General features: G+C 71.6%; 14 protein-coding genes. 8 read left to right on the top strand and 6 right to left on the bottom strand.

Features of this window, described 5'->3' with window-relative positions:
• The first annotated feature begins 664 nt into the window (after positions 1-664).
• A complete protein-coding gene (locus ACWGH4_RS16355; RefSeq protein WP_441264767.1) occupies positions 665-907 on the top strand; it encodes a hypothetical protein in 243 nt (80 codons plus the stop codon).
• A 106-nt stretch (positions 908-1013) separates the two neighbouring features.
• Here the strand turns inward: ACWGH4_RS16355 and ACWGH4_RS16360 are convergent, their stop codons facing one another.
• Positions 1014-1976, bottom strand: coding sequence for a LuxR C-terminal-related transcriptional regulator (locus ACWGH4_RS16360; RefSeq protein ID WP_441264768.1), 963 nt, complete (start codon positions 1974-1976; stop codon positions 1014-1016).
• Between the two features lie 235 nt (positions 1977-2211).
• Here ACWGH4_RS16360 and ACWGH4_RS16365 point away from each other — a divergent pair, with 235 nt between their 5' ends.
• Positions 2212-2751, top strand: coding sequence for an SDR family NAD(P)-dependent oxidoreductase (locus ACWGH4_RS16365; RefSeq protein WP_453460914.1), 540 nt, complete (start codon positions 2212-2214; stop codon positions 2749-2751).
• A gap of 30 nt (positions 2752-2781) precedes the next feature.
• Positions 2782-3387, top strand: coding sequence for a response regulator transcription factor (locus tag ACWGH4_RS16370; RefSeq protein WP_005310744.1), 606 nt, complete (start codon positions 2782-2784; stop codon positions 3385-3387).
• Positions 3388-3503: 116 nt separating this feature from the next.
• Here the strand turns inward: ACWGH4_RS16370 and ACWGH4_RS16375 are convergent, their stop codons facing one another.
• From ACWGH4_RS16375 to ACWGH4_RS16390, 4 genes are all read right to left on the bottom strand, one after another.
• A complete protein-coding gene (locus ACWGH4_RS16375; RefSeq protein ID WP_453460917.1) occupies positions 3504-4613 on the bottom strand; it encodes a 3-dehydroquinate synthase II family protein in 1110 nt (369 codons plus the stop codon).
• Entirely contained in the window at positions 4585-5553 is a 969-nt protein-coding gene (locus ACWGH4_RS16380) for a 2-amino-3,7-dideoxy-D-threo-hept-6-ulosonate synthase (RefSeq protein ID WP_441264771.1), read from the bottom strand. Before ACWGH4_RS16380 ends, ACWGH4_RS16375 begins: the two co-directional genes overlap by 29 nt.
• Complete coding sequence (locus tag ACWGH4_RS16385) at positions 5550-7286, bottom strand: AMP-binding protein (protein ID WP_453460920.1); 1737 nt, start codon at positions 7284-7286, stop codon at positions 5550-5552. Before ACWGH4_RS16385 ends, ACWGH4_RS16380 begins: the two co-directional genes overlap by 4 nt.
• 61 nt (positions 7287-7347) lie before the next feature.
• Positions 7348-8820, bottom strand: coding sequence for a multicopper oxidase family protein (locus ACWGH4_RS16390; RefSeq protein ID WP_441264773.1), 1473 nt, complete (start codon positions 8818-8820; stop codon positions 7348-7350).
• A 332-nt stretch (positions 8821-9152) separates the two neighbouring features.
• Between ACWGH4_RS16390 and ACWGH4_RS16395 the strand changes: the two genes are divergently transcribed.
• The 3 genes from ACWGH4_RS16395 (at position 9153) to ACWGH4_RS16405 (ending at position 11297) form a co-directional block, all read left to right on the top strand.
• Positions 9153-10685: a SagB/ThcOx family dehydrogenase gene (locus ACWGH4_RS16395; protein ID WP_453460922.1), complete on the top strand. Its 1533-nt coding sequence runs from the start codon at positions 9153-9155 to the stop codon at positions 10683-10685.
• Between the two features lie 223 nt (positions 10686-10908).
• Positions 10909-11082 carry a thiazolylpeptide-type bacteriocin gene (locus ACWGH4_RS16400; RefSeq protein ID WP_078535228.1) on the top strand — a complete coding sequence of 58 codons (174 nt, stop codon included), beginning with the start codon at positions 10909-10911 and terminating at the stop codon, positions 11080-11082.
• 35 nt (positions 11083-11117) lie between these two features.
• Entirely contained in the window at positions 11118-11297 is a 180-nt protein-coding gene (locus ACWGH4_RS16405) for a thiazolylpeptide-type bacteriocin (RefSeq protein WP_005310732.1), read from the top strand.
• A 101-nt stretch (positions 11298-11398) separates the two neighbouring features.
• Here the strand turns inward: ACWGH4_RS16405 and ACWGH4_RS16410 are convergent, their stop codons facing one another.
• Entirely contained in the window at positions 11399-11953 is a 555-nt protein-coding gene (locus ACWGH4_RS16410) for a hypothetical protein (RefSeq protein WP_453460927.1), read from the bottom strand.
• 259 nt (positions 11954-12212) lie between these two features.
• On the opposite strand from ACWGH4_RS16410, the gene ACWGH4_RS16415 reads away from it, so the two are divergent.
• Entirely contained in the window at positions 12213-13361 is a 1149-nt protein-coding gene (locus ACWGH4_RS16415; RefSeq protein WP_453460930.1) for a hypothetical protein, read from the top strand.
• A partial coding sequence (locus tag ACWGH4_RS16420; RefSeq protein WP_453460933.1) for a lantibiotic dehydratase occupies positions 13358-15620 on the top strand: 2263 nt, incomplete at its 3' end. The genes ACWGH4_RS16415 and ACWGH4_RS16420, both read left to right, overlap by 4 nt.

The raw sequence follows: 15620 nt of genomic DNA on the forward strand, positions 1-15620 counted from the left end.
GCGCACGTGCCGCACGAGACGAGCGTGCCCCGTACGGGCCGCAGCGCCGCGCGTGCCGCCCGAGACGACGTGCCCGCCCGCACGCGCCCCGCACGTGGCCCTGCCCGTGGTCCTGTTCGCCGGTGAGACGAGGGTGCCGGGCGGCATGGAGGAGCGCGCGCGGCACCGGGAGGCCGACGCGAGCGGCACCGGCGGGAGGCGACCGGGCTCGGACGGGAAGCGACCGGCCTCCGCCCCCGGAACCGGGGACACGGCCGCCGGGCCCCCGGCTCGAGCGGCTCTTGAGCGGCTCCCGAGGTGCCGTGTGCCACCGTGGAGGCGACGGCTCCGGCGGACGATGGCGCGTTGATGTGTCCGCGCCGATGTCGGCGGTGTGCGGTGCGAACACACCGCCGGCGGGCCGAGCACAACGGCTGTGCGGCCGAAAGGCGCAGGTCACAGCTCTGCGGGAAGCGCGCGGAACGCGCCCCGCCACCCGGCACGCGCGCCTGGCGGTGCCAGGCAACTCCCTGCCGTGCAGCTTCCTGGCCTGGCTGAATACGGACAGCCGGCCCCTCCCGGTGATTACCTCATGTCAGGCGCCGGACGGCAGCAACGGACCGGCCGCCACAGGACACCGGAACGGAACGTACGCCGCACCCGTACTCACGAATGGAGACCCTCCATGTCCCGTGCCACCCGTTGTACCGCCGCCGCATCCGCCGTCGCCGCCGCGTTCCTGGGCGGCATCCTGCTGGCCTCCCCGGCGCAGGCGGCCGAGGCGCCGCGGACGGCGCCGGCCTCCACGGACGACTTCGTCTGGCCGACGCCGCCGGACCTGCCGGACGACGTCGTGTGGCCCTCCCTGCCCACCCTTCCGGGCCTCCCCGGGCGGCCGGGCGCGCCCGACGACTTCGTCTGGCCGTAACCGCACCGGAGCCGACGATGACGATTGCGATGACGACAACGATGAGGACCCCCAGGTCCGCGAGGACCGTCGCGGGCACCGTGCCGGCGGCCCGCAGGGACCGGCGTCAGATCCACTCCCGCCGGGTGGCCTGCACGCCGGCCTCGAACCGGCTGGACGCCCCGAGCCGTTCCATGAGTTCGGCGACGATCCGCCGCTCGGTGCGCACGCCGATGCCCAGCGCCCTCGCCACGGCCTCGTCGGTCAGTCCGGTGGCGAGCAGCTGGAGCAACTTGCGCTCCTGCGGTGTCAGTCCGCCGGCCCGGGAGACCGGGGCGTCCATGGGGCTCGCGTGCTCCCAGTACGCCTCGAACAGCGCCCGCATGGCGAGGACCACCGGGGGACTGCTGAACAGCAGTGCCGAGGGCTGGGCCTGGCCGGGGAGGCCGGCGACGATCGCGGCCGACGTGTCGACGATGAGCAGCCGCATCGGCAGGGTCGGCGAGGTGCGTATCTCGCTCTGCCGCTCCGCCATCCACTGGGCGTGCGCCTTGGTGACGCGGTCGTTGGCGACACTGTCCAGGTAGATGGAGCGGAAGCGCACACCCCGTGCGAGCGCCCGCTCGTTGAGGGGCCGGCCCGCCTCGACCGATCCCTCGGTGAGGGTGTTGTCGGGGTGGAACGCGAGAGACTCCCGCGTGCAGGACTCGGCGAGGGCCTCGAGGCGGATCCGGATGTCGTCGACGTTGTCGAGAAGCTCGGTGCCGTCGAGGTTTCCGGCCCAGCCGGAGGCGGTGTACTCGGCGGCGAGTGCGGCGAGGGCGGCACGGTTCTGCTCGATCCGCTGCTGGCGCCAGGCCAGTTCACGTTCTTCCCGCTGGAGCAGGACCTTCAGGCCGAGCGACGGGTTCACCGCCCGCAGCTGGCCGGGCGTGACGTGGGACGGCGCGAGGAGGGAGAGTTGGGACAGCCGGTCGAGTGCCGCCTCGACTTCCTCACAGGTGCTGTCCACGAGGTCCGCGAGCCGCTTCGGGTCGTATTCCTTGTGGAACAGGATCGCGCGGTAGACCGCGAGGGTCTCTTGATCCAATGACGAAACTTCATCCACGTGGTGTTTCCCCCTTTACCACGGTTGAACGTTTATTCATCCACGTGTTCAGGGCCCCTCGGAACGCCCTTCGGCCGACCCGCACACACCCGCCGACAGTGAGTTCCTTTCACCCTCTGCACGCTTTCCGCACGTTACCCGCTGATCGATCTTCTTGACAGGGCGGCAGGAATCAGGACCGTCCCAAGTCTGTCGCGAACTCCCTAAGGAGCCGGCCGTGTCCCTCGCAGCGTCCTACGCGCCCGTGCCGCTCACCGGCTGCGTCGTCCTGGTCGTCGACGCCACCACGGGCATCGGCCGGACCATCACCGCACGGCTCTGCGCCGCGGGTGCGGCGGTCGCCGTGGTCGGGGCCGGGCATCCGGGGCGCGGTGACGACGCGGCCACCAACGCCGCCTTCCTCTGCAAGGAGCTCGCCGGCATCGGACACGTGGCACTGCCCTACCAGGTGGACGCCGAGGACACCGACGCGGTTGCCGACCTGCCCGCCCAGATCTCCGCGGACATCGGGCCCGTCAGCGCCTCGATCGTCGTCGTCCCGCGGTGCGGCGCGTCCGACCGGCTCGTCGAGACCTTCCACGCCGTGTCGGCGGCCGTCGCCCGTGCCCTGCCCGAGGGCATACCGCACATCGAGGTCGACCCGGGCCCCCGTGCCGCCACGTCCGCCGCCCGGAGCGACGACGAGCCGGCCCGTTCCGCGGTCGAACGGCTGGTCGCGGCCCTGACCCGCACCGCGGACCGCAGACGGTCCGCCTGATCATCCATCACATCGTCACGGGGGTAGGACATGTCCATTCGCGTCGTCGTCGCCGGCGATCACCAGCTCGTCCTGGAAGCGTTCGCGGAAACGCTCAACGGCACCGACGGGCTGGATGTCGTCGGACTCGCCACCAGCTACGAGGCCGTCATGCCCGCCGTCGAACGGCACCGGCCCACCGTGCTGCTCCTCGGGGAGAGCACCATGGGCGGCAAGGCACTGCGGGCCGCCACCGACGTGCGCTCCGCCCACCCGTGGTGCGGGGTCGCCCTGATGGTCGGCGCCGCCACACCCGCGGTGGTGGACCGGGCCGTGGCGGCCGGCGCCCTGGGGGTCGTGCCGAAGAACGCGCGGCTGCCGCAGCTGGTGACCACGCTCATGGGGGTCGCGGGCGGCTGTCTGACGGTGGACCCCGCGCTGCTGCGCCCGGCCGTCGCCGGGGAAACCGCCCTCAGCGTCCGGGAGATGGACGTCCTGCGGCTGACCGCCGGCGGCGCCAGCGTGAAGGAGATCGCGGGGGAGCTGTATCTCGCCGCCGGCACCGTACGCAATCTGACCTCCGCGGCCATCAAGAAGCTCGGCGGCCGCAACCGGTTCGATGCCGCGCGCATCGCGAGCGAACACGGCTGGCTGTGAAGGCGGGACGGTACGGAACGGGACGGTACGGGGCCGGACACGCGCCGGCCCCGGCACAAGAGGTGCCGGGGCGGGGCGTCTTCGGACGGTGCGTCGATGTGGTGCGGACGCTGCTGCTACTTCTCCAGGCAGAACTCGTTGATCGGGTAGCCCACATGGCGGTCGGCCGTCGGCAGGTGGCCGAGGATCGTGTCCCCCGGCTTCAGCTCCGTGCTGTTGAGGACGGACGCGCCGGGGCCCAGGACACGCACGTGCCAGTCGTCCTGGAGGATCAGGTTGACGCTCTGTCCGTTGGGGGCGACCGCGTCGATGGAGATCAGCGGACGGGTCTCGATCTTGACCCGGCCGACGCTGACCGGCCGGGTGCGGCCCTTGACGTCCACGGCCAGGACCGAGCTGCCGGCGTGCAGTTCGCTCAGGTAGTGGGTGCGTCCGTTCTGCGCCACGGTGTAGGAGTGCAGGGCGCCCGCGTTGACCCGGAAGGGCCGTGTGGGCATGTACGGCAGCGGGTGGGTCTCGCTGACGCACAGCACCATGCCCTTGGAGTGCGAGCCCACCAGAATGCCCTCGTCCTTGCGGAAGTGGGTGGTCGTGTCGACACAGGCACGCTCGCCCATGCCGATGTGGGTCGCCGCGGTCACGGTCAGTTCGACCAGCGGGATCTCCCCGGTGCGGGAGGTCGCGGCCGTACGCAGCGCGGTCGCGTCGCCGACGGTGCGGCCCGGCATCAGCACGCCGTCCGAGCCCAGTTCGAGGACGCCGTAGACGATCTCGGCCTCCTCCCGGTTGGCCGCGGTCGTGACGATCGACCCCGGCGAGCCGGTGGCGGCCGCTATCACGATCTCCAGCGGGATCTTCGTCGGGTCGCGGAAGTCGAGGATGCTCCATGCCTCCAGGCGGGCGGCCAGGCAGGCGTCCTCGAGGGTGTCGGCGTCGACGATCTCGACGTAGCGGCCGAACTCCACGTCCGGGTGCGCCTCGGCGAGCGGGGCGCGCAGGTCCTTGCCGCCGGGCACGATCACCAGGTCGGCGCCGCCGATGTCGTCGGGCACGTTCCCGTCCGGGTAGAGAAGGATCTTGCGGACCGTCGGCGGCAGTCCGGTGAAGGCGGCGGGATCGGCGGCGACGATGCCGTCGATGCGCTGGTGGACCGCCTCCTCAAGGATGGCGGCGGTGGCGGAGCCGGCGTCGCGGATGTCAAGCCAGCACAGTTTGGCGTCCGTCATGATGCGGACCTCCTGTCGAAACGTCGAGACGTGTGTCGTCGAGGCGTGGATTGTCGAAGTGCGGGTTGTCGAGGTGCGTGTCGTCCAGGTGGTGCGGAGTGAGGCGTTCACCGTCGAGCCGTGCGTCGCCGCCGGCGAACGGGCCCGCACCGAAATGCTGTTCGGGGAAGTGGTGGACCAGCCGGGCCACCTTCGCCGCCAGCCGCCGCGGGTCGGCGGCCTGGAAGATGTTGCGGCCCATCGCGACCCCGCCCGCGCCGCCGGCCAGCGCGTCGCGGACGTACGCGAGCACGTCCTCCTCCTTGTCGAGGGCGGGCCCACCGGCGACGAGGACCGGTACGGGGCAGGCCGCGGTGAGGTCGAGCATCTCCGCGGTCGACCCCAGGAACACGGTCTTGACCAGGTCGGCCCCCAGGTCGGCGGCGATCGTCACGGCATGCGCGACCATCTCCGGGTCCCGGGGATCGGTGATCCGCGGCCCGCGCGGGTACACCATGGCGAGCAGCGGCAGGTTCCAGCGGTCGCAGGCGTCGGCGATCCTGCCCAGGTCGCCGATCTGCTCGCGCTCGTCGTCGGAGCCGAGGTTGACGTGGACGCTCACCGCGTCCGCGCCGAGGCGGAGCGCCTCCTCGACCCCGGCCACCACGTACTTGGCGTTCGGGTCGAGGGCCCGGCTGGTGCTCGCGTTCAGATGGATGATCAGCGACATGGCGGCGAACCGCTCCGGAGAGATGTGCCGCACACTGCCCTTGTGCACGACGACGGCGTCCGAACCGCCGGCCGCGAGCCGGCCGGCGAGGTGGTCGAGCGTCGTGCCCTTGGGCACCACGGGACCGTCACTGATCGAATGGTCGAGAGGGGTGATCATCAGGCCGGCCGTGCTGTGGCGGTAGAGCCGCCGCAGCCGCAGCGACCGGGCGAAGTGGCCGTATGAGGTCATGTGACGCCCTTTCTGCTTCGCGGGATTGCGTGATCTTGCAAGGACCCCGCGCCGCCTGCGCGGACGGGATCGGCCCGCGCGGTGGCTTCGCGCGGGGGGCTCGTGCCGGGCACCGCGCCGCGCCGGTGGGCGTGCACGGGCGTCCGGATGTCGTGCGCCGGGCGGGGCGCCGGACCCGGGACGGCGGGCGGACGGGTCTCGTCCGGTGGTGCCGTGACCGAGCGCAGGTAGGTGCGGTCGGGTTTTCCCGAGGGCGTGAGCGGGAGCCGGGGCCACACGGACACCCGGACCGGCGCGTGCTCCGGCGTGAGCGTCGCGGCGACGTACCCCTGCAGATCGCTCGAGGTCCGTGAGGCGCCGGAGTGCAGTTCGACGGCGGCGTGCACCTGCTCCACGTAGTCCCGGTCGCGTACGCCGAAGACCGTGGCCTGGCGTACCTGTGGATGCTTCAGCAGCGCTCGCTCGATGGCGGCCGGATCCAGCTTGAGTCCGCCGTGCTTGATGACGTCCCCGACGCGGCCGTCGAGACGGAGGTAGCCGTACCGGTCCCAGTGCCCGAGGTCGCCGGTCAGCAGCCAGCCGTCCTTGAGCGCCGTGCCGGTGAGCTCCTCGTCGTCGAGGTAACCGGCCGTGATCGTGGGCGAGTTCACCCAGATCTCGCCCGTGACACCGCGCTCGACCACCGGGCCCCCGCCCGGAGCGCGTATCTCCACGCGCACCCAGGGGAAGGGACGGCCGACGGAGCCGAGGAGCTCCGGTTCGCGGTGGTCCAGCGGGTTGAGGCTGCTGATGCCGCCGGCCTCCGTGGTGCCGTACACCTGGATCAGCACGTCGCCGAAGAGCTCCACCGCCCGCGCCACACGGGCCGGCGCCGCCGGTGTGCCGCTGTAGGTGATGCGGCGCAGCGACGACAGGTCGGTCGTCGCCACGTCCGGATGGTCGAGCAGCCGGTACAGGTGCGGCACGGCGAGATAGACGTCCGTGACCCGCTGCTCGGCGAAGGCGCGCAGCACGTCGTCGGCGTCGAACCCGTCGTGCAGCACCACCGTCCCGCCGCTGAGCAGGACGGCGTCGGCCATCGGCGCCGTCGTATGGCTGATGGGCGTGACCGACAGCAGCGTCGCGGGTCCCCGGGGATCGAGGCCATGTGCGAGGCGGCTGACGAGCTCGTCACGGGTGCCGAAGCGCTGCGCCACCATCTTGGGGCGGCCGGAACTGCCACTGGTGAAGTCGACGACCGCCAGGGCGTCCGGCCGGCCCTCCCGTAGCCGGCCGAGCGGCACGGCGTGCGCGGGTGCGCCCCGCGGGATCGGCAGTACGGTCAGCCCCGGCAGGCGGTTGGACAGCCAGCGCCCCCGCTCGGCGCTCTCCTCGTCCACCAGCAGGAGCGGCACGCCGAGGTCGCGCAGCAGCTCGGTCTGTGTGCTGATCGAGAACGTCTCGGTGTCCGTCCTCGGGTTCATCGACCGTACGTAGACGGAGGTCGCGCCCAGGAGGTGGACGGCGTACCGGGCGCTGAGCATCAGCGGATGGTTCGGTCCGGTCAGGACGGCGACGGTGTCGCCCGCTCCGACGCCGTGGTCGTACAGCAGGGTCGTCGTGCCGAGGATCGAGTCGGTCAGTTCGCCCGCCGCGACGCCTCCGTCGCGCCGGTGGACGACCGCCCGGGCGGGGTCCTTGCCTAGTGCGTCGAGAATTCGACGGACGTAGGACACGGATCGGGTGGTAATCATGTTCCTCCTTTCTTTCCCGTCGGAAATGCCTGAAGAAGCAAGCGGATCGGCTGGGGAGAAGTCACACGATCTTCATCTGCGCCATCATTCCCATGGCGCTGTGGTCGATCATGTGGCAGTGGTACGGATAGACGCCCCGGTGGGTGTCGAAGGTCATCTGCAGCTTGACGGTCTGCCCCGGGAAAAGGAGCACCGTGTCCTTCAGTCCCGCCTCCGCCGGATAGACCGGCTGCCCGTCCCTTTCGAGAATGCGGAACTGGACCAGGTGCGTATGGAAGTTGTGCGGCACGGTGACGCCGGCGTTGGTAACGGTCCAGACTTCCGTGGTGCCCCACTTGATCTCGGTGTCGATGCGGTTCGCGTCGAAGGTCCTCCCGTTGATGTACGCCTGGTGGCCGCCGCTGCCCGGCTCGTCCATCTGGAGCTCGAAGGTCCTCTCCACCGTGGGCTTCGGCAGCGCCGGCAGGGTCGTCAGCACGTCCGGGACCCGGCTGTCGTCGGGCGTCTTCTCGCCCACGTCGAAGCGCATGATCCGGCCGACGAGATCGGCGGGACCGGGCCCCAGCATGTTGGCGAGCTCCAGCTGCGTGCCCGGCGCGTACTTGGAGAAGTCGATGACGAAGTCGGCCCGCTCACCGGGGGAGAGGACCAGGACGGGAGTGGGCGCGGGCGCCGGGAGCAGTCCGCCGTCGGCGCCGATCTGCGTCACCTGGCTGCCGTCGGACAGCGCCAGGATGAAGATGCGCAGGTTGGACGAGTTGAGCATCCGGAAGCGGTACTTGCGTCCCTCGACCTTCATGTACGGCCACGGCCGGCCGTTGACGAGGATCGTGGTCCGGTTCTCCGCGTCGTCCATCGTGTACACCATCGCGCCCGACGCGTCGAAGTGCGCGTCCCGCAGGACCAGCGGCACCTCGTAGCGCCCCGACGGAAGGCCGAGCGCGTCCTCCTCCTCGTCCCCGAGCAGGTACAGGCCCGACAGGCCGCGGTAGACGTGCTCCGACTCCATGTGATGGGCGTGGTCATGGGTCCACAGCGTCGCGCCCGGCTGCCTGTTGGCGTACACGTACGTCTTGGAACGGCCCGGCGCGATCGTGTCCATCATGCCGCCGTCGCTCTCCACGGGATTGTTCCCGCCGTGCAGGTGCACCGAGGTGGGCATGTCGAGCAGGTTGATCTGCCTGACGACGGCGGTGCGCCCGGAACGCGCCCGGATGGTGGGCCCGGGGAAGGACCCGTTGTAGGTGAGGACCTCGGTGCGCTGCCCGGGAAGGATCTCGAGCGAGGTCCGGCTCATGGCCACCGCGTAGTGGTCGGCGGACCTCGTCCTGCGATAGGGGCGCAGCACCTTCGGCACGGGCAGCGGCACCGTGAACGGCGTGACCGCCGGCCCGGCCGATGCCCCGGTGCCCGCCGGCGCGGCGTTCGCCGGTCCCCCTGCGGCCAGGGTCTGGAAGAGCCCGCCCGCCGCGCCGACGGCGCCGAAGGCGCCCGCGGTGAGCCCGAGCCGTATTGCATGACGACGAGTGAGCACGAGGTGATTCCTTACTGAAGTAGCCGTGATGTGAAGTGAATTCGTGTTCCGAGCATGCGTCTGGAACCGTCGAACTCCGAGCGAACGGCTGCGCCCGCTGGCATGTGTCACCCGTTCCATGACCTCGGTCACCGGAACGGAACGCCGGAATTCCCGCCGCACCGCGCGTATTCCGTGCGGTACCGGGCTGCTTTCACGGCGGAAGCGATGACGGGTGTCATGCCGGACACCGGCCCATGTCACGGGAATTGCGCGCGGCCTGCGGTTCCGCGTGGTCCGGGCCCGAGAGTGATGACCGACGTCTGTCCTCATCACGCGAAGCGGAGACCATCATGCAGACGAATTCACCTCAGAAGGCCGGGGAGGCGCCGTCGCCGCCCCGGGCCGCGCCCGTGTTCCGCCATGACGTCCACGTCGCCTTCGACGGCGAGTCGGCGACCCTGACGAGCCCCGTCACCGCCTTCACCCTGCGGCCGGTGCGCGGCGGCATCCTCCGTGTGCTGCGGCGGCTCAGCCAGGGGCCGACCCCCGTGCACGAACTGGTCGAAGGACTGCCGCCGGCGGAACGCGTCCAGGTGGAGCGGTTCCTCGACCGCGTCGGCCACCTCGTCGCCCGCAGCGTCCTCACCCGCGGGGGACCCGGCGGGCGCCGCGAACTGGTCAGACTCGAACCGACCGCCCGGGACGCCGAGTACCGGGCGGGGGAGGTGGACGCCGGACGGCCGGTACGGCTCTCGCGGTTCGCGTTCCTGCGCTCACGGGACGGCGCCCTGGTGCTCGAGTCGCCCCTCGTGAAGTTCCGCGCCGTCCTGGCCGACCCGGCCGCCCGGGAGATCGCGGCCGCGCTCGGCGAGCCGGTCACGGCCGGGAGCCTGGCGAAGACGGGCGGCCTCTCCGATGACGAGACGACGGACGTGCTCCGCCACCTCGTGGGCGCCGGCTTCGCCGAACAGGCGGACGCGGACGGCGCCTTCGCCTCCGACACCGAACCGACGCTGCGGCAGTGGGACTTCCACGACCTGCTGTTCCACTCCCGCGTCCGCTCCGGCCGCTACGACGACATGTTCGGCGCCGTCTACCCCTACCGCGACGAGATCGGCCCGCAGCCCGCGGTGAAGCCCGCGCCGGCCGGTCCCACCGTGGAACTGCGCCGGCCGGCGCGCGAGGACATCGCGGACCGCGACCCCTCACTGACGGCCGCCATCGAGACCCGCCGCTCCATCCGCTCCTACGGCGAACGCCCGCTGACCGCCGGGCAGCTCGGTGAGTTCCTCTACCGCGTGGCACGCGTCCGCGCCCACTACACCCCCGAGGAGGGCAGCGGCCGCGACGAGGTGGTCTCCCGTCCCTACCCCAGCGGCGGCCAGGGCTACGAGCTGGAGCTGTACGTCACCGTGCGGCGCTGTGAGGGGCTCGACGCGGGCATCTACTACTACGACCCCGTCGCCCACCGCCTCGTCCTCGTCAACGACGGGGCCGCCGACCGCGAGTCGCTGTTCCATGTCGCGTCGAGGGCCACCGGCATGGAGGCCCGGCCGGACGTACTGATCACCATGACGGCACGCTTCCAGCGCATGTCGTGGAAGTACCGGGCCATCGCCTACGCCACGACCCTCCGGCACACCGGTGTGCTCTACCAGACGATGTACCTGGTGGCGACGGCGATGGGTCTCGCCCCGTGCGGGCTGGGCAACGGCGACGCCGACATGTCCGCCCGGGTGCTCGGCCTCGACTACCTGCGCGAGTCGTCCGTGGGCGACTTCCTGCTCGGCAGCCGCAGCCCGGACGACACCGTGGCCGGCGAACCGGAGGAAGGCTGGCACATGCTCAACGATCCCCAATGGTCGCTGCAGACGGACACATGAGCCGGCCGTGACCTGCGAAAGTGCCGCTTTTCCCGCCCCTTCCGGGCGAGGAGAAGCGGCATTTTCGTATTCCGGTGGCTCCCGTTCCGCCATGACCGCAGTTATTCGCGCGGTGATAAATGTCAGCGCGGGCACGGAAACTCTGGCTTCCGTGTGGCCGGCTGAGCATTATTGGTTGTGCAGCCGGACGGGTTGCACAGAAGAATTCGGAAAGGAATTCAAAATGAGCATCAACGACATCAAGAACGACGACGCGGACAAGGCCTTCGAGAGCTTCGACGTCGACGAGCTCGAGACCCTCGAGGTCGCGCAGGGCGTGGCCCTCCCCGAGATGGGCGCCTCCAGCGGCTCGATCGGCACCTCGTCCTCCTCGTCCTCCACCTGCTCCGCCTGCTGAGTACCCCTCAACCGAATCCCGAAAGGATCCAGACAATGAGCATCGACGACATCAAGAACAACGGCGACGACGCGGCGAAGGCCTTCGAGAGCTTCGACGTCGACGAGCTGGAGACCCTCGAGGTCGCGCAGGGTGTGGCCCTCCCCGAGATGGGCGCGTCCAGCGGCTCGATCGGCACCTCGTCGTCCTCGTCCTCGACCTGCTCCGCCTGCTGATCCGAGGTACCTGATCGGACGTTCCAAAGGATGCGCCCATCCAGCCGGGAGCTGGATGGGTACATCCTTTTGTGCGTCGACGGCGGCGCCGAGGCCGGATCTCAGCCGCGTACCGCCACATGGAACGAGGACAGCCACAGCACCACCGCGGCGCCCGCCCCGACCACGACGCGCACGGTCTCGTCGGTCGAGCCGGCCACGGCGACCACGACGCCGGCGACCGCGACGACCGTCAGCAGAGCCGCCGTCCACCTGTACTGCCACTGGTCGAAGAGGCGCGCGAGCGGAAAGAAGTGCAGGCCCACCACGAGGCAGATCCCCGGCGGGATCAGCTCGGCGTGGCCCGTTGCGTTCGACAAGGCGATCACCGCGAAAATGGCCACCACCTCGAGGGCGTTCACCAGGCCCACCCCGCGGTTCCACTTCTCCGGCAGCCGCACCGTGCGGCTGGCCGGCCCCGCCGCCCCGCGGAACGCCAGGAACACGGCCACGGCGGTCAATACGGCGCCCACCGCCCCGACAGTGACGGAAACAGGCATCGCGGCGATGCCGGAACCCGCCGCAAAAGCCCACACCAGGGCAAAGACCGCGAGAACTATGGCCCCGCGGCGGCGCAGATTCTGCGTGAGTGTCAGGCACTCCGTGTCCGTAGTCATGGCCGGAGGGTACAGCGATCTCCGCGCCCGCCTGACGGGTTTCGGCCACGGGCGGACCGTCACGCCGGCGGCGCGGGTGTCATGAAAGCGGTGACGTATGTAAGCGGCCGCCCCGCATTGCCTTCCTCGCCGCTTTTCCGTCCCACATGATTGTCGCAAGGCATTCAGGGCCGACATTTGGATTCGACGTTCTCGAGTCATTTCTCGATTTCCCGGAAGGTGCGAAAAAATGGGGGTTGATGCGCCGGAGCGCATTGCCGTGAGGCCGGATTCCGCCGGCCTGACGGGGGTGCGGCTCCACACACGGATGCCGGTCACACCGGCGTGGCTGTCCCGGCACGTCGTGCCGGTCGCCCGCGCACTGGGCGAGCAGGGAGCGGCCGGTGTCCAGCTGCGCCGCGGCTGGCTGCACGGACCCCACGTCGACGTCCTCGCCCTGTCGGCGCCGGGCCTGCCGGGCGGCGGCCCCGACTGGGCCGACGTCGCACGCCGGCTGGACGCCGGACCGCTGGACCCGCCGCGGGCCCTGACCGAGGAGGCCTATCTCGAGCAGGCGCGGGAGTTCGGCCGCCTCGAGGCGGTGCAGCCGCCGTACCTTCCGCTGCGCGAGCACGGCGCCGTCGAAGCCGTCGCCCCGGGCGACACGGCCTCCCGCGAACCCCGGCTCGACCGCTTCCGCACCGTCGTCCTCGGCGCGCTGAACAAGCCGCTGCTGCGGATGATCGACGGCATCGCGGACGAGCCCGGCACCGCCACCGTCCGCCTCGCCGAGGCGTTCGCCGCACTGGCCGACACCCACTACCTCGGCCCCGCCTACGGAGTGTTCTCGCCGCGCTCCCACGTCGAGGCCTTCCTCGCCTGGGCCGCGCCGACCAAGGACGTCAGACCCCTGTTCGTACAGCGCCTCGCCAAGGACGCGCCGCGGCTGCGGGCCGTCGTCGAACAGCGGCTGAGCGGCGAGGTCTCGCCCGCAGCGGCCGAGTGGCGCACCGCCTTCGCGTACAGCTCCGGCGCGCTCGAGAGCGCCGTGGCCGCGGGCACCCTCACGCTCGGACTGCTCGACGGCGTCACCGAGGGTGTCGACCGGACGGAGATGGGCCCGCCCGGAGCGACCCGCGTCGTACCGCGAGGGAAGCAGCCGGACAGCGACTTCCACCGGGCCGTCGACGCGTCGGGAGCGGTCGCCGACCCCTCGCCGTGGTTCGCCGCCTTCCGTCTCCTGACGAACCTCTTCTACGAGCAGCTGCCGCTGCTGACCGTCTCGCCCATGCAGCGCTACTACATGTGCTTCGCCGTGGCGGAGACGGTCGACGACGTCCTCGGCACGACCTGGCAGGAGCGACTGGACGCCCGGCGGCCCGGTGCGGGCGCCGCCACCACAGCCGACCTCACGGGAGCCCCACGATGACCGCGCCCACGACCGAATCAGCCGCCCACGCCAGGCGGGCCACCGCCGGCCACCTCGCCGCCCCCGCCGTCGTCCCCGTCCCCGTTCCCGCCCCCGCGTCCGCCGCCGCGACGCCCGAATCGGAGCCGCTCTGGTTCCTGCGGGTCAACCCGCTGCGCCGGACCCGGCTGGCCGACCCCGGGCAGCGCGGACTGCTCGCCGAACTCGCCGACGCGGAGAGTGCGTTGCGCACAGCGGCCGACGCATGCTCCGACGAGCTCTACCACCGCATCGGCGACGCGGCCGACGACGCGGAACGCCGCGAACTCATCGCCCTGCGGCGCACCGTCCACAACGACCGCGCCCCCAAGAAGACGCCCGTCCCCACCCCCGCCGTCGACCGGTGGCTCGAGGCGCGTGAGCGCCGGGAGCGGCTGCGTGACGAGATCACCCGCGGCTACGCGGCGGCGGCCGACCGCGAACGCGAGCGCCTCGCCGCCCTTTTGGGCGACGACGACCTGCTGCGCTCGCTGGCGCTCGTCGCGCCGGAGGTGCACCAGGAGGCCGAGCGCTACCGCGCCGCCGTCCTCGGCCCCGGCAAGGTCTCCGCCCGCACCCGCAAGTCCGAGCGCGGACTGATCCAGTACGTCACCCGCGCCATGGTCCGCACCAGCCCGCTCTCCCGGTTCACCGCCGTCGGCATCGCGGAGCCCGACCCCGACGGGGTGGACCCGGACGACGTGCCGTTCACCGGCGCGACCGCGTTCCCGGGCCTCGACCGGGTCATGCTGGGCTACGTGCTCGGCGGCCTGCCCGCTCCCGACGACGCGGCGCTCGCGGACCTCTGGGTGGGCCTGCCGCCGACCTCCGCGCCCGACCCGGAGGCCGGCAAACTCTTCTTCCTGAAGCTCACCGACGCCGGTATGCGCCGGCTCGCCGTGCCCCTCGACGGCCCCGCCGGCGACCTGCTCGACGCGGTCTCCATGGGACCGCGCCCGTACCCCTCCGTCGTCAGGCACGTCGCGGAACGCGCGGGCTGCGCAGAGGAGGACGCGGAGCGCCGGGTGCGGCACGCCCTCGGGCAGGGCCTGCTGTGCTCGTTCCACGAGGCGGAGGACGGGGCCGCCGACTACGACGACCTCCTCAGCCCCAGCGACCCCCGGGCCACCGGGCTCACCGACAGCATCAGGTCCGGCCTGCCGGAACTTGCGGCCGCGCCCGCCGCCGAACGCGGCGCCGTCCTCGCCGCCCTGCGCGGAGATCTCGGCAGGCTCAGCCACCTCGCCCGCCGGCCCGCCCAGATCACGGTCGAGGAGGACTACGTCATGCCACCGCTCAAGGTGGCCACGGACAAGTGGCGGCAGCCCCTCGCCGATCTCGGCCCCGCCGTCGAACTGCTCACCGTCTTCGACTGGCTGCACGACGTACGGGTCCTGATGACCGCCGCGTTCGTCGAACGGTTCGGCGCCGGAGCGAACGTGCCCCTGGCGGCCAACGCCGCCTTCGTCGTCGGCGAGGTCTCACGCCGCGCCGCCGCCATGGACGCCGTGTACGGACCGAAGGGCACCGGCGACCCGTCGGCGCTCGCCGGCATCGGCCCCGCCGACGGCTCGCTGGAGCGGATGTACCTGCTGCGCCGCGAGCTGACGGAGGCCGTCCACACCCGACTGTCCCGGGCCGCGGAGGCGGGGGAGGACACCCTCGTCCTGACGCCCGGCGACGTCGAGGGCCTCACCGCCGCACTGCCCGACCGCTTCCGCCAGGATCCGCTGATCTACGGCGTGCTCCTCCAGCAGGCCGGACAGCACCTGATCCTCAACGACGGCCTGCCCGGCCACGGGATGCTCTACGCCCGCTTCCTGGAGGCCGACCGCCGCCAGGGCGGCCGGGCGCTGCCGCTCCTCGAGGAACACCTGCGGCGCGCCTACGGCTTCGACGGAGCACGCGTCACGGAGGACCTCGGCCTGCACCGGCTGAACGTCAACGCGCACACGCCGATCCTCCCCGGCGGTCTCACGCCGGAGGACTGGTTCACCCTGCGTCTGGTGCACGACGCGGCGACCGACACGCTGCACGTCGAGGACGCCGACGGCGCCCCGCTGCGGGTCCTGCCGCTCGGCACCGGCCACCCAGGGCTCTTCCCGCCGCCGCTGTCGGTGGCCTCCGGTCTCGTCATCAGCGGCAGGCTGTTCAACAGCCTGCCGAACAGCTGGCACGCCGCCACCCCGTGGGACGGGCGCACCACAAGGACCGCGCCCCGCATGGCCGTCGGCGACGTGC

The organism is Streptomyces sp. NPDC054847 (genome assembly GCF_053610925.1).